Below are 19,130 nucleotides of genomic sequence, written 5' to 3' on the forward strand. Positions count from 1 at the left end.
AAGGCGGACGAGGAACTCGGTGGCGTACCGAACTGGTAATCCCGCCGCTCCGAGACGATAGACGCTCCTCCTCGCGTTCTTCGACGGACTGCTTTCCCGCCCGGTACTCTCTCAGCAAGTGCCACGATGAGACATCTCCGACAGGGAGCTAGAACGCGCCGTCCAGCGTGCGGTCCGCGCCGAAATCGACAGTCTCATCGGCGGATTCTTCTGCACTGTCGTCTCGTTCGTCGGTATCTACGCAGGGTTCGGTCTCGTTGCGATGAGGTTCAACGCGACGAGGTGGAACGTCGTCGCAGTCACCGTCCGGTCCCGACGAACTCGACACCGCTTAAAAGTCCCCCAACCCCGACTGCTCGGCGGCGGCCAGCACGTCCTCGCAGGTAGACCAACTCCGGCGCGCACAGTCGGGGAGTTCGCCCCGCTCGGCGACGAACGTCTCCAGAAACTCGCGGGTGGTCGAGTCGCCCGGATAGCCTGACCCCAACTCGCCGAGTTCCGGGCCGTACTCGTCGGCGTACGCCTCCGCGAGCGCCGCGACGTGGGCGTCGCGTTCGACCTTCGCCACGATGCTGGCCGCGCCAACCACGGGGTAGGTCTCGTCGGCACCGTGTTCCGCGGTCAACTCGACGCTCTCAGAGACTCCGTCGGCGACGCGACGGGCGAATCGCTGTTCGCTGGTGTCGCCAGCGTCTGCGATGCCCTCTGCGCCGTCGTCGCCCTCGACCACCTGCGTTACTGCCTCGGCGTGGGCCGCCACGGTGAGCGTGTTCATGTCGGTCTCGCCGTCGATGCGCTCGACCGGAATCTCGGCGACGCCGACGCCGACGCGGTCGTCAGCGCGCAGTTCGGCCGCGATTTCCTCCCGGCGCGCGGGCGCGACGTTCTTCGAGTCGTCGATTCCCGCGGGGAGGTCGGCCGGGTCGGCGACACGGACCGCGGCGGCGAACATCGACCCCAGCACCGGTCCCTTCCCGGCCTCGTCTACTCCGAACACGCTCTCGAAATCCGCGTCGGAGTAATTGGCTCTTTCGATGGACTCGAACCGGCGTGGAAGCTCGCTCGCCAGTCGCCACAGATGAAAACTACTTTACTTTCGATTCGAAATAGGTCAACCAACGTGCGACGCTTCCCGAACCCCGTGCGACTGCTCATCCTCGCGGTCGGCCACGCGCTCGCGCGCGTCGGTCTCGTCTCTTCGGAGCGAGTTCGCCGGACGACCGACCTCGCGTGGCCCCGCATCGTCACCGGTCTCGCGCGCATGTCGAAAAACGCCGTGGACGTGGCGATGGTCGGACTGGCGGTCGGACCCGTCGCCATCGCCGGAATCGGCTTCGCCAGTCCCTACTGGGGCGTCGCGTTCTCGCTGGGCGGCGGTCTCGCTGGCGGGACCATCGCGCTGGTCTCCCAGCGGTTCGGCGCGGAGGCCTACGACGACCTCGCGCTCGCGGTCCGGGCCAGCGCGCTCGTTGTCCTCGCTGTCTCGCTCCCAGTCGCGGCGGCCTTCTTGCTCGCTCCCGTCCGACTCATCTCGGTCATGACCGACGACCCGCGAGCCATCGAACTCGGTGCGACCTACCTCCGAATTCTCTCGGTCGGCGTCCCCTTCGCGGCGCTCAATCTCGTGGGAAGCCGCATCTACATCGGCGCGGATGACTCGTGGACGCCGATGATAGTCCGCGGCGGCGGCGCGCTCGCCAATATCGTCCTGAGCGGGGTTCTCATCTTCGGGTTCGGCATGGGCGTCACCGGGGCCGCGGTGGGAACCGTGCTGTCGAACGTCCTCGTCACGGGGACGTTCCTCGCAGGTCTCGTCGCTGGACGACTCCCCGGTCTCGGCGACCTCCCCGTGCAGGTGAGTCCGGCGGGCACCTACTACGACCGCGAGACTGTCGCGGACTTGGTGCGCATCGGTCTCCCGGTCGTCGGTCGAAACGGCGTCTGGACGGTCGCCAAGTTCCCCATGCTGGCCATCGTCGGCCTGTTCGGCCCGAGCGTCGTCGCCGCCTACGTCATCGCACGGCGCATCTGGGGGCTGATGAACACGCCCGGTTGGGGCTTCGGACTCGCCTCCAGCAGTCTCGTCGGGCAGGAACTCGGCGAGGGCAACGAACTGGAAGCGGAGGCCTACGCCCGCGACATCGTTGCCTTCTCGGTCGCAACCTACGTCGTCGCGGCGATTCTCGTTGGTCTCTTCGCCGAACCCATCGTCGGCCTGTTCGTCGGTGAGAGCGGCGACGCGACGATTCCGGTCGCCGTCGCGCTGGTGTACGCGGCCTGCGTCGCCGCCGTCGCACAGGGTGTCAAGTCTGCCACCGCAGGACCGCTCGACGCCAGCGGCGACACGCGCTGGACGTTCTACAGTCAACTCCTCGGGATGTTCGGCGTCGCCATCCCCGTCGCGTATCTCGGTGCGACCACGTCGCTCGGACTGGTGGGTCTCTACCTCTCGTTCGTCGCCGAGACGACGATCCCGGCGCTCATCAACTATCACCGATTCGCCACCGGCAAGTGGAAGGCCATCAGTCGGGAGTTCCGGCCGGGTGCGTCGGCCGACGACTGATCGAATCGGTGCGACCGACGCGAGAGCGTCGCCGCGTTCGCGCGGCGAACGCGGCGATTTCATTTCGACGCCGATGGCACAAGACGCGCGTCTGACGGTCGTCTGCCGGTGTTTGATACGGTTGACAATCGTACAGAAACTATGGCAATCGCAACGACCTCCTCCGACGCGGACGCCCCGACGCTCTACCGAACGCGACACGAACCCGACGGTTCCGAGCCGATAAGCCGGTCAATTTACACCGCACTCGCCGCGGTCGAGGGAGTCGCGCCGTCCGACCTCGACGTTCGACTCTACGACTGCGTGGACGTAGAGGCGATAGAGGACCTGTACCGGACGAGCGCCGACAGCGAGTGGGAGTTCGCGTTCACGGTCGAACGATACGCGGTTCGCGTCCGCGCCGACGGTACCATCGCGGTTTCGTCCGCCGAGTGACTGCCGGGAGAATATGGTGTCTGTCTGTCACCTCTTCCACGAGTCGGCGTCTCCCGGCCGACACCCGCGAGTTACGGCGAGTCGGGCGGCGCTTCCTTCAGATACTCGGGGTCAGCGAACGGTTCGTCCTCGCCCTCGACGACAACTACGTCGAGCGCCGTGACCACGGCATCGACGCCGAGCAGTCCCGCGAGACTCGGCGTCGTCCGGCCTTCGTCGCCCGAGACGAGTTCCTTGACGTAAAGGCCGCCTTCGCCGTGGACTTCGAGTTCCGCGTGGCGCTCGTCTTTGAGGTGGCCCTCGATGTCGTACACGGTTCGGGTCCGCGTGATGCTCGCCCGGCGGTGGTCCACGCGCTGGGGCGTGTCCTGTTCAATCGTGGTTCCACGGAGTTCCGTGACGGCCTCGTCGAGGTCGGCAGCGGTCACGTCGCTCTCGAACTCCACGTCCATCCGGTAGGTCTTGCTCGCGTCGAGTTCCTTGACGCGCTCGACCATCTCGTGGGTCGCCAGCGTCAGGTCGGTGACTTCGGCCTTCCCGTCGGCGAACTCGTTGATTTCGGTTTCGAGCGCGTCGGTGTCCACGTCGCGCTTCCGCGGGCGCTTGACCTCGATGACGAACGGGCGGCCCGTGTCGAGCATCAGGGCGTCCACGTCCTCGCGGCCCGCGCCGTGGAACAGCGCCTCGCCCCCGTCCATCGCCTCCAAGACCGGCGGCGTCGTCAACTGCTCGACGCTCTCGTCGTAGAGATAGCCCGACCCGCCGCAGTGGTCACAGGCTTCCTCGCCGCCGCCCTCCGCGAGTTGCTTGCCGGTGCCGCCACACTCCCGGCAGGGCCACTCGGTTTGGGGGATGTCGCGCTCCAGTTTCCGGTAGCGGCCGTAGACGAACGCCGAGTTGACCTGCACCTCGACGGCGTGGTCCGAGAGTTCATTGCGCTCTGGGTCCACGTTGAGGAGGGCCAGCACGTCGGGCCGCCCGAAGTCCACCTCGGCGTCGGTCATCCGGCCGACGCGCTTGCCGACCTCGCGGTTGAACTCCGATTTGAACGACTCGCCCGCGTCCTCGGGCAGGTCCGCCGACTCGCGGAGCAGCGCCTCGTTCTCTTCGAACAGCGGCGGAGTGCGCGTCCCGACCTGATAGGTGGCGAAGTTCCAGCCTTCGAGGCTCTCGGCGACCTTCTCGGCGTACTCGTCGAAGCGCTGGCTCTCGCCCTCGCAGACCCAGCAGGTCTCGGGGTCAGTGGGTTCGTAAGGGTCGTCGTCTTCGAGTGCGGCCGTGATGCGGAGCGAGCGGCCGCGCTCGGCGTTGGTCAGCCCGAAACTCCGGTCGGCGAAACACCGGCCCAGACAGGCATCGCAGACGGGACCGTTCGCCGCGACGCGGCGGGCGTCTTTGAGGATGGTCATGTTGGAAAGATGGGGGTCGGGACCTAAACGGGTTTCTCATTTGCGTTGATCCAAACTAAATGCTGTGACTGCTACTGTTGTGCACTATCAGAGACGACTTATGTGAATAAAATAACATTATTGGCCATATTTATTTGTAATAGTAAGCTTTAATGACCTTCAGTAATTAATACACCAACCGTCACCCCTACCGGTAACGGCGGATTCACCTGCTGGGGATGTGCGACCGTTGTCGGTATCGCCTGTGCTGGCGCAGCCACTCTCTCGTACTCAACATGCGTTTCAGCAGCATTTGCATCGTCCGTGTTCAGCCCCACCGCCGGGGCTGCAGTGGCGGCGTTCTGTACGTATATTGTTGCAAACGCCGGAACGTTGTCCTGTGCTGCCGGAACTGCAGCTATCTGCGCTGGCGTCACGAACGACTGCCAGTTCCTAGAGGACTAAATCCAACCGTAGCTAAAGAGCTACCGTATGTCCGTGCCCAATGAAGACGAGAAAACAACGTGGAATGGCGTCGCGCTCGGGAGAGTCCTCGGTCGCGTAACCGCGGTCACCCTAGCGTTGTACGTCGTTAGCCTAATTTATCGGTCTGACAACGAGTTTATATCGGTAGTATTAGTTGTATTCATCATACTGTATGCACTTACATCGAGTGCTCGAGATATTCAGTACGGGTACTTCCCATGGGAACCCGTCGAGTGGACGCCGGTGCATCTCGACGAACTTGACGCTGAGGAGGGTAAACGTGCGCTCCGCTGGACAATAGCGCTAAAATCTCTATTGGTTGTCGGGGCTATTGGCTGCCTCGCCGCTAGTTTCGCGGCCGGTCTCGAAACACTGGGATACGTACTACTGATTGGTGGAACTCCAACATTGGTCGTCAAGATGTATCAACACTATTCAAACGGAACGAGACCGTGGTATCCGGTAGTTCCGTCTCGCTTAGACGGATCGCAGGCAGAATAGTAATCGAATCGATATCACGTACGAATTTGGGGGCGCGCGTCGTGGGGCACCCATGCCCTATCGCGCCAACTACGCGCTGGTGAACGTGAGCGCCGCCCTCGGACCGGACGAAGGCGTGCTGGACGTGCCGTGGGCGGAGTACGTCGGCGACGCGACGGCGGAGGCGGAGTTCACGGTGCCGACCGACCGCGCCGCCGAACCCTACGTCGGCTTGCAGGCGTTCCGCGTGGGCGAATACGGCCACGAACTGCGAATCAACGGCGACTCGCTCGGCGGGTTCGACGTGCCGCCAGCGGACGGGTGGCAGTACTGGGAGGACGCGATTATCGAGACCGAACTGGTCGAGGGCGCGAATAGCCTGCGAGTCGTCCGCGACGACGACACCGACGACAGTTTCGCGGTGAACAACGTCACGATTCACTGGCGCGAACCCGTGGAGTAGGGCGGCTCTGGTCGGTGCGGCCGAACCGCCGCTAGCAGTCGTTCGCCGGTTCGCCGCCAGAGACCAATCTCCACGTTGCTCAGACGAGTAGGTATATACGCCTCGGCACGGAACAGTGGGTTCGACTATGCGCAAGCACGCTAACTGGCTCACGCAGGCCGACGAGCGAATCCTCGAATTTCTGCGCGAGAACGGTAACTTCCCGCCGTCGGCTATCCGCGACCGACTGGCCGACATCGGCGACGACCTCGGCTACTCGACCAATCACCTCGGGATGCGCTGTCGCGCGCTCGACGACCACGGCTTGCTGGAGAACGTCGGTGGCGGCACCTACACTATCACCGACCTCGGCGAGCGGTACCTCGACGGCGAGTTCGACGCTGGCAGTCTGGAAGACGGGTAGCGGCGTCGAACCACGGTTTCTCGGAGGTATCCGGTAGCGGGTGGTCGTTCAGTCCGAAATCGCCTGCGGGCCGTCGGCGGACGCGCGACACGACCGGTTGAGTCCGATGACGTTCAACTCGCCATCGAGGGTCACCGACAGCACTTCCTCGTCTAGCGGAATCTCGACCAGAATCTCCCACGGCTCCTCCGAGAGAATGGTCGTCTGCTCGTCGGTGACACACCACGCGAGGTCCCAGTACGGCGTCGTACAGAGGTCCACGCCGTGTTCGCGGTGGAACGTCACCACGTCCGACTGGTCGAGGAGGGAGAGTCCCACCGCCGAGTAGAGCTGGTGGCGACACTGCTCGCACTCGTGGTCCACGCGGACCGCCAGTCCGAGGTAGTCCTCCGCGTCGCGCGTGACGGTGGTTGTCATCCGGCCGTTGCACTCCGGGCAGACGCCGTCGGCGGCGAGGCAGTGGAGATGGCGCACGCGCTGGTTGAACGCGTCCATAATCTCTTCGCGGGTGCGGTCGTTCAGCCCGCCCGGCGGGAAGGGGTACTGGCCGTGGTTCTTCCCGCAGTCGGCGCACTCGATGGCCAACATCTCGTCGCGGTAGTGCGCCCGCAAGCCCTCGCCGCACTTCGCGCAGGTGCTGTCGATTTCGAACGGTCCCATCTCGGGATGTTCGTTGAACGACCCGGCCAGAATCGCGCGGACGACTTTCTTTCCGGCCTGCCGGAAGTCGTAGCCGTCGTCGGTCTGGACCACGAAGTGGTCGGTGAGTTGCTTGAGGTGGTAGTTGAACTGCGCGCTGTCGGACATTCCAACGTCGCGTCGGAGTTCGGTGAAGCTTACCGGTCGGTCGGATGCCTGCCAGAGCGCCTCCAGAATCGACAGTCGCGTCTCGTTGGCGATGACCGAGAACGCCTCGGCCGGGGCCACGCAGTCCTCGCAGTCTCCCAGCGTCGCGTTCGGCCCGCTCGTCTCGCTCATGGGAACACGTTGGGGCGGCATCCGGCTAAAGTGTTGCCGTGACCGTATTTTTGTTCCGCCTCTATTCGCACCTCGCGGCCGAAATCCGTATGCTGGCGCGCGTCGTCGTCGTCTCTCGGAGTACAACATGGCCCTCAACGACCGAATGCGTCGGCCAGCGGAGACCGCCATATCGGAGCCGACCGGCCCGTTCGACAGCCGGGAGGACATACTCATCGTGGCCGCCGGGAGCGTCATCACGGTGGGCGTCCTTTACGACGTGTACCGCCGACAGACGCGGAGTACGACTCCGTGAGACACGCACTCCGAGGTAGCGCCGAGGAGAGCGCATGTGAACCGACGCCACGGGTCTCAGCGGCGCGCTCACCCCGGACCGAGAACAGTAGGTTTATCACTCGCTCGGGGCGAATCTTCCAGTAGAATTACTTCAGGAGGTCAACTTTGACAGGAAATTACGCCCAACCGGAGGTGAACATCGGACTGGTCGGTCACGTAGACCACGGAAAGACGACGCTCGTGCAGGCGCTTTCCGGCGAATGGACCGACCAACACTCCGAGGAGATGAAGCGTGGCATCTCCATCCGGCTCGGGTACGCAGACGCCACGTTCCGGCAGTGTCCGGACCTCGACGAGCCAGAGCGATACACGGTAGACGAGACGTGCCCCGACGGCAGCGAGAGCGAGCCGCTCCGGACTGTCTCGTTCGTGGACGCACCGGGCCACGAGACGCTAATGGCGACGATGCTTTCGGGCGCGGCCATCATGGACGGCGCGGTGTTGGTCGTTTCTGCGACCGACCCCGTCCCGCAGGCCCAGACCGAAGAGCACCTGATGGCGCTGGACATCATCGGCATCGAGAACATCGTCATCGCACAGAACAAGGTCGATCTCGTTGACCGCGAGCAGGCCGAGCGCAACTACGAGGAGATTCAGGAGTTCGTGGAGGGAACCGTCGCCGAAGACGCGCCGGTCGTCCCCATCTCGGCCCAGCAGGAGGTCAACATCGACCTCCTGATTCAGGCGGTCGAAGACGAGATTCCCACGCCCGAGCGCGACCCGGACGCGGACCCGCGGATGCACGTCGCCCGAAGCTTCGACATCAACCGCCCCGGCACGGAGTGGGACGGTCTCGTCGGCGGCGTCCTCGGCGGCAGTCTGGTCGAAGGCAAACTGACCGACGGCGACGAAATCGAGCTTCGCCCCGGCCGCGAGGTCGAAGAGGGCGGAGAAACGCGCTGGGAGTCCATCGAGACCGACGTGCGCTCGCTTCAGGCGGGCAGCGACACGGTCGAAGAGGTGACGCCCGGCGGTCTGCTCGGCGTCGGCACGGGTCTCGACCCGAGTCTGACGAAGGGCGACGCGCTGGCGGGACAGGTCGCCGGAACGCCCGGCACGCTCCCACCGACGTGGGAGAAGTTCACGATGGAAGTGGACCTGCTCGAACGCCTCGTCGGACTTGACGATCAGGACATCGACGACATCTCGACCGGCGAACCGCTGATGCTCACCATCGGCACCGCGACGACGGTCGGCTCCGTGACCAGCGCCCGCGAAGGCGAGTGCGAGGTCGCGCTCAAGCGCCCCGTCTGTGCGCCCGAAGGTGCCCAGATCGCCATCAACCGCCGCATCGGCGCTCGCTGGCGGCTCATCGGGGTCGGCACCCTCACCGGATAGATGGTCGATACGGTCGCCATGGACACCAGCGCGCTCATGATGCCCGTCGAAGCCGACGTACGGGTTTTCGAGGAGCTAGAGCGCCTGCTGGGCGAGTTCGAGTGCGCGGTTCCGCGCGCGGTCTGCGAGGAACTGTCGAAGCTCTCGGACGGCGCGAGCGCGGAGGCCGTCGCGGCCAGCGTCGGCGCGGACTTGGCGACCGAGCGGTGTCGAGTCGTCGAACACGAAGCATCGTACGCAGACGACGTACTCGTCGAACTCGCCCCCGAGTTCGACTACGTCGTCACGAACGACGGTCCCCTCAAGAAGCGTCTGCTCGACGCGGGCGCACCGGTAATTCATATAAGGGGCCGGAACAAACTCGCAATTAGCAAACCTTAGCATGTACAAACGGGTCAGACTCAAGGATACGGTCGAGGTCCCCCCAGAACACCTCGCGGACGTGACGCCGAATCTAGTGAAGAAGCTGCTGCAGGACAAGTTAGAGGGTCGAATGGACGAAGACGTTGGAAGCGTCGTCAGTGTCGTGAACGTCAACGACATCGGCGACGGCGCGGTGCTTCCGAACCGGCCGGGCGTCTACTACGAAGCGGAGTTCGACGCGGTCACCTTCGACCCCAAGATGCAGGAAGTCGTGGACGGAGAGATCGTGGAAGTGGTCAGCTTCGGTGCCTTCGTCGGTATCGGACCGGTTGACGGCCTGCTCCACGTCTCCCAGATTTCCGACGAGTACCTCGCCTACGACGAAGAGGGCCAGATGCTCGCCTCCCGCGAGTCGAACCGCACGCTCGGCGTCGGCGACTCGGTGCGGGCGCGCATCGTCACGAAGAGTATCGACGAACGGAATCCGCGCGAGAGCAAAATCGGGCTTACCGCAAAGCAGGTCGGTCTCGGCAAGCACGGTTGGCTCAAAGAGGAGCGCGAGAAGCGACAAGCGACCACAGAGAGTGAGTAACGATGGCCAGTGACCGTCTCGCCTGCCGCGAATGTCACGCCGTGGCCGACCCCGACGAGGACACCTGTCCCATCTGTGGCTCGACCAGTCTCACCGAGGACTGGGCCGGGTACGTCATTATCGCCCATCCCGACGAGAGCGAAATCGCCGAGGAGATGGAAGTGACGAAAGCCGGAAAGTACGCGCTGAAGGTCCGATAAGCTCCCGTGGACGTTCTCGTCACGCTCCCCGCGGAGATGCGCGGAGAACTCAAGGAACCGATGGGTCCGATTTTCACCGACGCCGAGCGCCTGCTGGACGAGGCAGGCGACGGACCGCTCGTCGCCGTCGGCGACGTGGTGACCTACCACCTCGAACGTGCCGGAGTCGCCCCGGACGTGGCCGTCGTGGACGGCCTGACTAAGCGTGAGGAAGTCGAAGACAGCGTGGCCGAGGGCGTCGCGCGCCTCGGCCGCGAGGCGCGCGAGGTCCGCGTCGAGAACCCCGCCGGAGCCGTCTCCCGCGAGATGGTCGAAACCCTCGGGGAAGCCATCGTGGACCCCGAACCCACGGTCATCGTCGTGGACGGCGAGGAGGACCTCGTGACCCTCCCGGCAATCGCGGCCGCGCCGCTCGGCACGAGCGTCGTCTACGGCCAACCCGACGAGGGAATGGTCCTCGCGGAAGTCACCGACGAGGCGAAGGCCGAGATGCGCGATCTCTTGGGCCGGATGGACGGCGATTCGACGGCGCTGTTCGAGATATTGGACGCGACGTAGCGGCCGTTTTTCGAGTCCAGCAGTTCTACCGCGAGCGAACGAACGTGAGCGAGCGGACCGAGGAACCCTCGAAGGAGCGCCGACAGCGCTCCTGAGGGGGTGACGACGTGTTTTTGGTCGAGCGTTTGTAAGGAAGGAAATTCGCCAAAGGCGAATTTCCGACCGCTGGAAAAGGTCGTAGCGTCGTTCGTAATCCTTTTACAGGCTACGTGGCCAAGTAGTGAGTAACTGAGCGATACACATGGAAGTCGAAATCCTCTCCGAGGAGCAGAATCCGATGCTCCACCGGTCCGAAGTGCGGTTCCAGATAGTTCACGACGAATCGACCCCTTCGCGCTTGTCGGTCCGCGACAGCCTCGCGGCCAAGCTCGACAAGGACTCCAGCGAGGTCGTCGTCCACGAAATGAACACCAAGTTCGGAATGCGAAAGACCGTCGGCTACGCGAAGGTCTACGACAGCCCCGAACACGCCCGCGATGTCGAGCAGGAGTACATGCTCGAACGCAACAAGATTGCCGCGGACACCGACGCCGAAGCCGAGGCGGAGGAGGCTGAATAATGGCGCGCAACGAGTTCTACAACGACGACGGCACCACCGACAAAGAGCAGTGTACCCGGTGTGGCGACGCGTTCCTCGCCGACCACGGCGACCGCCTCCACTGCGGCCGGTGTGGCTACACCGAGTGGAAGTAGGGCGATGCACCGACCGAAGGTGAGGTGCATCGTGAAAAAGCGAACGGCGACAGCGAGCGGGCCTCGTTCCCGCGAGCAGGAGCCGTGAGCAAGCGAATGCGCGTCCTCGGCATCGAGGGCACAGCGTGGGCGGCCAGTGCGGCGGTGTACGACGACGAAACGGCCGCAACTGACCCCGACGGTATTTTTATCGAGACCGACGCCTACCAACCCGAGAGCGGCGGCATTCACCCGCGCGAGGCCGCTGAACACATGAGCGACGCCGTCCCCGAGGTCGTCGAGACGGCCTTGGAGGCGGCCGACGGTCCGATAGACGCCGTCGCGTTCTCGCGCGGTCCCGGTCTCGGTCCCTGCCTACGGACGGTCGGTACCGCCGCGCGCGCGCTGGCCCAGACGTTGGACGTGCCCCTCGTCGGCGTCAACCACATGGTCGCGCACCTCGAAATCGGCCGCCAGCAGTCGGGCTTCGACTCGCCGGTCTGTCTGAACGCCTCGGGCGCGAACGCCCACGTACTGGGCTACCGGAACGGTCGGTATCGCGTCCTCGGCGAGACGATGGACACCGGCGTCGGCAACGCCATCGACAAGTTCACTCGTCACGTCGGGTGGTCCCACCCCGGCGGGCCGAAGGTCGAGGAGGCCGCGGCCGACGGCGAGTACACCGAACTGCCCTACGTCGTCAAGGGGATGGACTTCTCGTTCTCGGGCATCATGAGCGCCGCGAAAGACGCCTACGACGACGGCGTTCCGGTCGAAGACGTGTGTTACTCCCTTCAGGAGACCGTCTTCGCCATGCTCACGGAGGTCGCGGAGCGCGCGCTCTCGCTGACCGGGAGCGACGAACTCGTCCTCGGCGGCGGCGTCGGACAGAACGCCCGCCTCCGGGAGATGTTGCGGGAGATGTGCGACCAGCGCGGCGCGGACTTCTACGCGCCGGACCCGCGCTTCCTCCGGGACAACGCCGGGATGATTGCGGTGCTGGGCGCAGAGATGGCCCGCACGGGCGACACCCTCGAAATCGGGGCCTCGGCCGTGGACCCGAACTTCCGGCCGGACCAAGTGCCGGTCAGTTGGCGCGCAGACGACGAATCCGTCGCGGTCCGGCGCGACGAGGGGACCGAAGTGCAGGGCGCGGAGGCGACGGTCGAAATCGGTGACGAGCGTGTCACGAAGCGCCGCCTGCCCAAGAGCTACCGCCACCCGGAACTCGACGCGCGACTCCGGCGCGACCGGACGGTCCTCGAAGCGCGCCTCACCAGCGAGGCCCGCAGGCACGGCGTGCCGACGCCGGTGGTTTACGACGTGGACCCCGAGGAGGGCGTGATAGTCTTCGAGTGCGTTGGCGAGGCTGACCTACGGGACGGACTCACGACCGAGCGCGTGCGCGACGTGGCGCGACACCTCGCCGCGATTCACCGCGCGGGGTTCGTCCACGGCGACCCCACCACGCGAAACGTCCGGGTCGGACCAAAGCGGACCTTCCTCATCGACTTCGGACTGGGATACAACACCGACGACGACGAGGACTACGCGATGGACCTCCACGTCTTCGGCCAGAGTCTCGCGGGAACGTCGGACAACGCCGACTCGCTCCGCCAGACCTTCGAGGACGCCTACGCCGAGGTCGGCGACGAGGCGGTCCTCGACCGCCTCCGGGAAGTCGAAGGGCGCGGTCGGTACCAGTAGTTCGCGCTCGGCGATTCGGACGTTTTAGCAGTATGAGAAGCGACGGCGAGTCAAACCAGCAGTCCGGACTGTAGCAGGGCTATCAGTCCCGTCAGCGTCACCACGCTGGCCACGGTGCTGGTGAAGATGGCCGTGCTCACGTACTCCGGCCCGGTCAGTCTGCCGTCGCCGCCCGAATCGTACTCGATGGACAGAATCAGCGGCGTGACCGCCGCGGGCATCCCACACTCCAAGATGAACACGCGGGCGACCGCCGGGTTCGACCCGAGACCCAGCAGGAGGGCGACGCCGACGCCCACCAGCGGCGCGACGACGAGTTTGAGACCGTTCGAGACGCCGACCCGCGAAACGGCCGCGCCGTGTTTCGTGTTGGCCAGTTGGATGCCGAGCATCAGCAACATCACCGGAATAGCCGAGTCGCCGACCAGTTTCAGCGTCTCCATCGCCGCGGTATCGCTGGCGGGGACGACGCCGAACCAGCGCGCCAGCCACGCCGCGACGACGGCGTAGACCAGCGGCAGGCGAAACACCTCGACCGCGGCCGAGCGCAGGTCGGTCCCCTCGCCGCGCGAGGCGAGGTAGACGCCGACTGTGTACATCAACAGCGACTGGCCCGCGATGTAGAGGACCGCCGTCGAGCGTCCGACCGCGCCGAACGCGAACGCCGACAGCGGGATGCCGTAGTTGCCCGCGTTCGGAAACGACGACGAGAGGACTAGCGCGCCCAGTACGGGTTCGGTCTCGCCGAGCAGTCGGCCGACGACTTCCGCGAGCAGGACCATCACCACTGTGAACAGCGCGACCCCGAAGACGAGTTTCGCCGCCAGTCCGCCCGAGATTTCGGACGTGGCGAGGCTGTGGAAGATGAGCGCGGGCGTCAGCACGTAGATGGTGATAGTTCCGAGCGAGTCCACGTTCACGTCGCGGGTCTTCCCGAGCAGGAAGCCGACCGCCGCGACCGACAGGACCGGCAGGATAGCGGACCCGAGCGCGGAGACGAGTGACACGTCTGGTAGGGTGGCGGGTAGCCGTTACAAAAGTGTCGGAGGCGGCGAGACGGGTCGGTCACGCGGACCGTGTCTGTTTGCGCTCGACGGCGACGCCGGAGACGACGAGGCGGACGCCCTCGCGGTACTCGGTGTCGATAGTGACCTCCCAGCCGTGGACGCGCGCGAGCGTCCTGACGTTCGGCAGCGCCATGCCAACTTCCGGGTCGGGTGCCGAGACGCCGTACTCGAAGAACGGCTCCGTGTCGTCCGGTGGCGGTTCGCCGTCGTCAGCGACAACGAAGCCGTCGTCGCGGAGGCAAACGGTCACCTCGGAAGCACCGTTGTGGGCCACAAAGGAGAAGGCGCTCTCGAAGAGGTCTTCGAGCCGGGATTCCTCGGCCCGTAGCGTGCCGCGGCCCTCAACGGAGAGCGCGATGTCGTCCGGGGCGGCCGCGCTCCACCCGGAGTTCACGACCGTCGAGAAGTCGAGGCGGCTGGTCTCCTCTAGCGTTTGGCCGTGTCTTGCGAGGTCCGAGAGGTCGCCGACGATAGTCGTCATGCGGTCGGCCGCGTGCGAGGCGGTCTGTAACGACTCCCGCGCACCCTGTAGATTACCGTCCTCTAACGCACGACCGGCCAGTCCCACTCGACCGCCGACGATTTGGAGCGTGTTGAGCAGTTCGTGTCTGATGGCCGCGGCGAAGCCTTCGAGCTGGTCGTTCTGGCGCTCCAACTCCCGGCGGCGGCGTTCGGTCTCGGTCACGTCGCTGACAACGACCATCCGCCCGATGTCGGCCTGCCCGAGCGTGAACGCGGTGTCGCTGACGAGGTAATACTGCGACTCACCGTCTCCTCGCCGCTCCAAGACGGGGTCGGCATCGGTTTCTGCGTCAGTGTTGGTGTCCGTGTCACTGTCGGCGGCTCCGACCCGCGCGGCGAGGTCCGGGAGGACGGCGGCCAGCGGTTTGCCGGTCGCGCCCTCAAGCGCCGGGAACAGGGTGCGAGCGCCTCCGTTGTAGTCCCGAATACGGTCCTCGCTGTCGAGATACACGACCGGTGCGTCAACGCCGTCCGTGAGTTGAACCGCGAGGAACTTGTCCTCGAAGACGTACAGCACGCCGAGCGCGAAGATGGCGACCCCGAGGGGTTCGTAGTTGATATCGACGAGAGCCGGACTCGCAAATCCCACAATGTCGAACGCCACGGGGAGACCGGTCGCGGCGACGACGGCACCGAGCGACCGCGTGTCGTAGTCGGCTTCGAGGAACAGTTCGTAGAGCATGAAGAACCCGACCGCGACGAGGGCGTAGGAAAGCCCCGAGACGACCCAGTGAAACGTCTGGTGGTGAATCGACAGGTGCGGGAACGGTGTCGTCGCAATCTCGGTAGTGAAGTAGAGTCCGTGCAGCGGGTTCGTGACCTTTACCGCGACGATGAACGCGTACACCGCCACGGCCGCCCGACGGTAGCCGACGCTCCTGTGAAACGACCGTCCGGTGTACGCCGAACAGAAGTACAGCCACGCCCCGACAGTGGTTAGCCCGACGACGAGGCTGAGGAGGTACGCGACGTACTGAGCCAGTCGGGTCGAAGCCAGTAGAAAGGCGAGTTCCAGTCCGGCCCAGCCGCCGCTACTGACGAGAAGCGCCAGAAGCCCTCGTCGCGTGTCGGCGTCCGTCACGTACCGGGCTCGCAAGACGGCGACCCCGCAGCCGAGCGTGGCGAACCCGTACGCGAGTACGTATCCGAGATACTGCCATCCGACGCCGAATAGCGCCATTTGTTGCCACCTAACTACCATTTCATCTTAAACATGCGGTTGCCTTTCGAGGACGAAACCTCGAAAATCTACGGTCACGGAGAACCGCCGTTCGGACGAGGAGGCTACTCCTCGCCCGGCGGATTCAGGTCGCGCTGAAACTCGTCGAAGACCTCCAAGTCGTCGGGAATCTCGTACTCGATGTGGCGACTCTCCTTGTCGGTCTCCGCGTCGGTGTCCAGCGGTTCGGCCACCTCCTCCCAACCGGGCTTGATTTTCACGCTCTTGGCCGGTTGACCGACCGCGATGTGGTGGTCGGGCACGTCGCGCTGGACGATGGACTTCGCGCCGACGATGGCGTTTTCCCCGACGCGGACGCCCGCCCGGACCATCGAGTCGTAGGTGATGCGGGCGTCGTCACCGATGACGGTGCGGTAGTTCTCAACTTGGGTCTGGTCAACCACGTCGTGGTCGTGGGTGTAGACGTGCGCCGAGTCAGAGACGGAGACGCGGTCGCCGAGGACCAACTCGCCGCGGTCGTCCAGATGCACGTCGTCGTGGACGACGACGTTGTCGCCCATCGTGATGTTGTGGCCGTAGGTGAACGTGATGCCCTTGAAGAACCGACAGTTGTCACCGCAGTCGGCAAAGAGGTGGTCGGCGAGCATCGCGCGGAACCGGAGCGCGAACTCCACGTTGTCGGCCATCGGCGTGGCGTCGAACTGCCGCCAGAGCCACTGGATATGCTTGGACTGTTTGAACTTCGCTTCGTTTTTCTCGGCGTAGTATTCGCTTTCGAGCGTCGCGTTACACGGGTCATAGCTCTGTAGACGCGCCGTCTCGGCAGGCGAGACCTCCTCGCCGTCCTGCCACCGGTCGTAGGCCTCCCGGTCGCCGTGGAGATCGACCAACACCTCCTCGACTACCGCGCAGGTATCCTCGTCGCTGGCGAGTCGCCGGTCTACCTCCGCGATGAACGCTTCGAGCGAGGCCTCCATCTCGTCCGGGAGGGTCACGTATCGTTTAGTCATACAGGGTCCTCCGTGGTCACTTACCGCCACTTGTCATCGTAACGTGATGGGGGTTTTGGTTGCGGCGGGGAGTGCAGAAACCGCCGTGCGTCGGTCGCTCCGCGCGCGGAGCGACCGATAAGAACGACAAAACGAGTTTCGACGTGCAGTCAGGCCAAGAAGACGTGTCGCGGCCGGTCGGCCAGCACGTCGCGGCCCCAATCGACGGTGTCGGCAAAGTCGTCGCTCCGGAAGAACGTCATGGCGTCCTCCTTGGACTCCCACTGGCTGGCGATGAACATGTCGTTTTCGTCTTCACAGTTGGCCAATAGGTCCGTTTCGAGGTGGCCGTCCATCCCTTCGAGGACGCCACCCACGGTGTCGAACTTCTCCACGAAGTCTTCGCGGTGTTCGGGCTTGACGGTGTAGAACATTCCCATCGTGCCAAAGCCACTCTCTTCTCCGGCGCGAGCGACGATTCCCGGCAGGTCCGCGAGGAATCCGCCCGCGGTGTCGGCCGCGCTCTGGGTCTCCCAGATGCTCACGACCGCCGAGCGGTCCCGGTCGGACGCTTCCTTCGTCTGGTACACTGCAGTCTTGACGTGCGTGTCGTAGTGTTCGAAGTTGCCCCGCAGGCCGTCTACCTCCTCGAAGAGTTCGTCGGTGTCGGCCTCCGAGTAGAGGACCATCGCGTACACGTCTTCGCCGTGGGGTTGACCCGCGTAGATGTCGAGGTCTTCGAGTTCGCCGCGGATGTTCCCGGAGTCATCGGCGTCGTCGGAGTCGTGGTCGTGGCCGCCGTCGTCGCCGTGATGGTGGCCGTCGCCGTGTCCTTCGCTGTCACCGTGGCCGTGATGGCCGCCGTCGTCGCCGTGATGGCCGCCTTCACCGTGCGGGTGACCCGACGAGTCGGCGTCCGCGCTCTCGTCTGCCGGAACCGCTTCTCCGGCCATGAACGCCGGTAGGTCCTCCGGTTCGAACTGGCGACCGAAGTAGAACGGGCCGAACTCGGCGTACTTGGAACTGCTCTCGTCGAACCGGAGTTCGTAGAGCAGGTCCTTGATGTGGGTCGGGTCGTTGCTGAACAGGTCAACGCCCCACTCGTAGTCGTCGAAGCCGATAGAGCCGGAGATGACCTGCGAGACCTGTCCGGCGTAGGTCTTGCCGATTTCGCCGTGGGCGTCCATCATCTCGGCGCGCTCGTCGAACGGCAGGTCGTACCAGTTCTCTCCGGGTTCGCGGCGCTTGTCCATCGGGTAGAAGCAGACGAACTCGCTGTCGGGAATTTCGGGGTAGAGCTTGCTCTCGGCGTAGCGCGCGAGACCGGTGTCCTCGATTTCGGATGGCTCTTTGGTCATCTCCTCGCTGGTGTAGCCGCCGACTTCCGTCACCGAAACGTAGGAGTTGGTCTGGTCGGTGTACTCGGCGAACGCGGTGTCCTCGAACGCGCGCTCCGCGGTGTCGAGGTCGGCCATCGTCGGCCGGAAGTGAATCACGAGCAGGTCGGCCTTGTGGCCGAGCATCGAGAACACCGCCGAGGAGCCGTCCTCGGCGTCGGTCACGTCCACGCGCTCGCGCAGGAACGAGACGCCAGCGTCGAGGGCGGCGTCGCGCTCTCGTTGCGGGGCGTCGCGCCACGCGTCCCAATCGACGGTTCGGAAATCGTGAAGCGCGTACCAGCCCTCGTTGGTCGCCGGGGGTTCTCTCGTCATGGCTCATACTCGGTTCCGAGGCGGTAATAGGTTTTTGAGTCCTGCTCGACACCGACCGGGAGACGCTCGTTTCTCCGACCGAAAGCCTTTCAAAAATACGGTCGGAACTTTCCCACAATGCGGAAAAGCGGCCCGCCGAAAGGCCTCATCGCGTATCTCGTGCTCGAACTGCTGGACGAAAAACCTCGATACGGCTACGAGATACTCAAAGAGATTCGGTCCATCAGCGGCGGCCACTGGGAACCCTCCTACGGGTCGGTCTACCCCATCCTCTACAAGTTCGAGGAGAAAGGGTGGGCCGAGCGCATCGAGCGCGAGGACGAACCCGACCGCAAGTATTTCGAGATCACCGACTCGGGCCGCGAGGAACTCGCGGAGAAGCGCGAGGAGACCGGCGGCAAGGCCCGCGATTTCGCGGACGTAATCTTGGGCTTCTACCACGTCTTCGCGGCGTTCGCCACCGACGACCGTTTCGAGGTCGAGGACCGCTCCGACGAGTGGCGCTTCGACGAGCAGTTCAACGCGTGGATAATCGAGCAACTCATCCGCCACTACGAGCGGGACTTCGGCGACTTCGAGCGGATTCCGGACACGCCCGAGGAGTTCGCCGAGCGGATGGGACTCGACGCCGAGGAGTAGTGCGGCAGAGTAAGACAGCGTGTGAGTCGTCGGCGATTCTCTACGTTCTCACGGGTCCG

The 19,130-nt window shown here is 64.7% G+C and carries 24 protein-coding genes; 15 read left to right on the plus strand and 9 right to left on the minus strand.

Features of this window, described 5'->3' with window-relative positions; genetic code table 11:
• Positions 1-148: 148 nt before the first annotated feature.
• Together EP007_RS04955 and EP007_RS04960 are read right to left on the minus strand one after the other, a co-directional pair.
• Positions 149-328: a hypothetical protein gene (locus EP007_RS04955; protein WP_128476599.1), complete on the minus strand. Its 180-nt coding sequence runs from the start codon at positions 326-328 to the stop codon at positions 149-151.
• A 3-nt stretch (positions 329-331) separates the two neighbouring features.
• On the minus strand, positions 332-952 hold the full coding sequence (locus tag EP007_RS04960) for a ribonuclease HII (protein ID WP_243700471.1): 621 nt from the start codon (positions 950-952) through the stop codon (positions 332-334).
• 126 nt (positions 953-1,078) lie between these two features.
• Here EP007_RS04960 and EP007_RS04965 point away from each other — a divergent pair, with 126 nt between their 5' ends.
• Both EP007_RS04965 and EP007_RS04970 read left to right on the plus strand, forming a co-directional pair.
• Positions 1,079-2,563, plus strand: coding sequence for an MATE family efflux transporter (locus tag EP007_RS04965; protein ID WP_208023543.1), 1,485 nt, complete (start codon positions 1,079-1,081; stop codon positions 2,561-2,563).
• A 141-nt stretch (positions 2,564-2,704) separates the two neighbouring features.
• Positions 2,705-2,998, plus strand: a complete 294-nt coding sequence (locus tag EP007_RS04970; RefSeq protein WP_128476602.1) for a HalOD1 output domain-containing protein — start codon at positions 2,705-2,707, stop codon at positions 2,996-2,998.
• Positions 2,999-3,069: 71 nt separating this feature from the next.
• Here EP007_RS04970 and EP007_RS04975 read toward each other — a convergent pair whose 3' ends face one another.
• Together EP007_RS04975 and EP007_RS04980 are read right to left on the minus strand one after the other, a co-directional pair.
• Entirely contained in the window at positions 3,070-4,407 is a 1,338-nt protein-coding gene (locus EP007_RS04975; protein ID WP_128476603.1) for a tRNA pseudouridine(54/55) synthase Pus10, read from the minus strand.
• 149 nt (positions 4,408-4,556) lie between these two features.
• Positions 4,557-4,823, minus strand: a complete 267-nt coding sequence (locus EP007_RS04980) for a hypothetical protein (RefSeq protein ID WP_128476604.1) — start codon at positions 4,821-4,823, stop codon at positions 4,557-4,559.
• Positions 4,824-4,878: 55 nt separating this feature from the next.
• On the opposite strand from EP007_RS04980, the gene EP007_RS04985 reads away from it, so the two are divergent.
• From EP007_RS04985 to EP007_RS04995, 3 genes are all read left to right on the plus strand, one after another.
• Complete coding sequence (locus EP007_RS04985) at positions 4,879-5,373, plus strand: hypothetical protein (RefSeq protein WP_128476605.1); 495 nt, start codon at positions 4,879-4,881, stop codon at positions 5,371-5,373.
• 52 nt (positions 5,374-5,425) lie between these two features.
• Complete coding sequence (locus tag EP007_RS04990; protein ID WP_128476606.1) at positions 5,426-5,815, plus strand: DUF7383 domain-containing protein; 390 nt, start codon at positions 5,426-5,428, stop codon at positions 5,813-5,815.
• 127 nt (positions 5,816-5,942) lie between these two features.
• Positions 5,943-6,218: a phage repressor protein gene (locus EP007_RS04995; protein WP_128476607.1), complete on the plus strand. Its 276-nt coding sequence runs from the start codon at positions 5,943-5,945 to the stop codon at positions 6,216-6,218.
• A gap of 48 nt (positions 6,219-6,266) precedes the next feature.
• On the opposite strand, the gene EP007_RS05000 is transcribed toward EP007_RS04995, so the two are convergent.
• A complete protein-coding gene (locus EP007_RS05000) occupies positions 6,267-7,196 on the minus strand; it encodes a winged helix-turn-helix domain-containing protein (protein WP_128476608.1) in 930 nt (309 codons plus the stop codon).
• Positions 7,197-7,323: 127 nt separating this feature from the next.
• Here EP007_RS05000 and EP007_RS17335 point away from each other — a divergent pair, with 127 nt between their 5' ends.
• The 9 genes from EP007_RS17335 to EP007_RS05040 all read left to right on the plus strand — a co-directional run bounded on the left by EP007_RS17335 (position 7,324) and on the right by EP007_RS05040 (position 12,962).
• The gene (locus EP007_RS17335) at positions 7,324-7,491 is read left to right on the plus strand and encodes a hypothetical protein (RefSeq protein ID WP_166035444.1); all 168 of its coding nucleotides are present in this window, start codon (positions 7,324-7,326) and stop codon (positions 7,489-7,491) included.
• 146 nt (positions 7,492-7,637) lie between these two features.
• Complete coding sequence (locus EP007_RS05005; RefSeq protein ID WP_128476609.1) at positions 7,638-8,870, plus strand: translation initiation factor IF-2 subunit gamma; 1,233 nt, start codon at positions 7,638-7,640, stop codon at positions 8,868-8,870.
• On the plus strand, positions 8,871-9,251 hold the full coding sequence (locus tag EP007_RS05010) for a DUF188 domain-containing protein (RefSeq protein WP_128476610.1): 381 nt from the start codon (positions 8,871-8,873) through the stop codon (positions 9,249-9,251).
• A 1-nt stretch (position 9,252) separates the two neighbouring features.
• The gene (locus EP007_RS05015; protein WP_128476611.1) at positions 9,253-9,825 is read left to right on the plus strand and encodes a DNA-directed RNA polymerase; all 573 of its coding nucleotides are present in this window, start codon (positions 9,253-9,255) and stop codon (positions 9,823-9,825) included.
• Between the two features lie 2 nt (positions 9,826-9,827).
• A complete protein-coding gene (spt4, locus tag EP007_RS05020) occupies positions 9,828-10,025 on the plus strand; it encodes a transcription elongation factor subunit Spt4 (protein WP_128476612.1) in 198 nt (65 codons plus the stop codon).
• Between the two features lie 36 nt (positions 10,026-10,061).
• Entirely contained in the window at positions 10,062-10,583 is a 522-nt protein-coding gene (locus EP007_RS05025; RefSeq protein WP_128478501.1) for a GTP-dependent dephospho-CoA kinase family protein, read from the plus strand.
• 241 nt (positions 10,584-10,824) lie between these two features.
• Positions 10,825-11,142 (plus strand): 30S ribosomal protein S24e, encoded by a 318-nt coding sequence (locus tag EP007_RS05030; protein ID WP_128476613.1) that lies wholly within the window; start codon positions 10,825-10,827, stop codon positions 11,140-11,142.
• Complete coding sequence (locus tag EP007_RS05035; RefSeq protein WP_128476614.1) at positions 11,142-11,276, plus strand: 30S ribosomal protein S27ae; 135 nt, start codon at positions 11,142-11,144, stop codon at positions 11,274-11,276. The genes EP007_RS05030 and EP007_RS05035 overlap by 1 nt, the downstream gene beginning before the upstream one ends.
• A 96-nt stretch (positions 11,277-11,372) precedes the next feature.
• Positions 11,373-12,962 carry a bifunctional N(6)-L-threonylcarbamoyladenine synthase/serine/threonine protein kinase gene (locus tag EP007_RS05040; RefSeq protein ID WP_128478502.1) on the plus strand — a complete coding sequence of 530 codons (1,590 nt, stop codon included), beginning with the start codon at positions 11,373-11,375 and terminating at the stop codon, positions 12,960-12,962.
• Between the two features lie 50 nt (positions 12,963-13,012).
• On the opposite strand, the gene EP007_RS05045 is transcribed toward EP007_RS05040, so the two are convergent.
• The 4 genes from EP007_RS05045 to EP007_RS05060 all read right to left on the minus strand — a co-directional run bounded on the left by EP007_RS05045 (position 13,013) and on the right by EP007_RS05060 (position 18,432).
• Complete coding sequence (locus tag EP007_RS05045; protein ID WP_128476615.1) at positions 13,013-13,969, minus strand: AEC family transporter; 957 nt, start codon at positions 13,967-13,969, stop codon at positions 13,013-13,015.
• 58 nt (positions 13,970-14,027) lie between these two features.
• The gene (locus EP007_RS05050) at positions 14,028-15,731 is read right to left on the minus strand and encodes a sensor histidine kinase (RefSeq protein ID WP_128476616.1); all 1,704 of its coding nucleotides are present in this window, start codon (positions 15,729-15,731) and stop codon (positions 14,028-14,030) included.
• A 104-nt stretch (positions 15,732-15,835) separates the two neighbouring features.
• Positions 15,836-16,741 carry an acyltransferase gene (locus EP007_RS05055; protein ID WP_128476617.1) on the minus strand — a complete coding sequence of 302 codons (906 nt, stop codon included), beginning with the start codon at positions 16,739-16,741 and terminating at the stop codon, positions 15,836-15,838.
• 149 nt (positions 16,742-16,890) lie between these two features.
• Complete coding sequence (locus tag EP007_RS05060; protein ID WP_128476618.1) at positions 16,891-18,432, minus strand: heme-binding protein; 1,542 nt, start codon at positions 18,430-18,432, stop codon at positions 16,891-16,893.
• Positions 18,433-18,549: 117 nt separating this feature from the next.
• Between EP007_RS05060 and EP007_RS05065 the strand changes: the two genes are divergently transcribed.
• A complete protein-coding gene (locus EP007_RS05065) occupies positions 18,550-19,071 on the plus strand; it encodes a PadR family transcriptional regulator (protein ID WP_128476619.1) in 522 nt (173 codons plus the stop codon).
• Positions 19,072-19,130: the final 59 nt, after the last annotated feature.

This window comes from Halorussus pelagicus (genome assembly GCF_004087835.1).
In the GTDB taxonomy this organism is placed as follows: domain Archaea; phylum Halobacteriota; class Halobacteria; order Halobacteriales; family Haladaptataceae; genus Halorussus; species Halorussus pelagicus.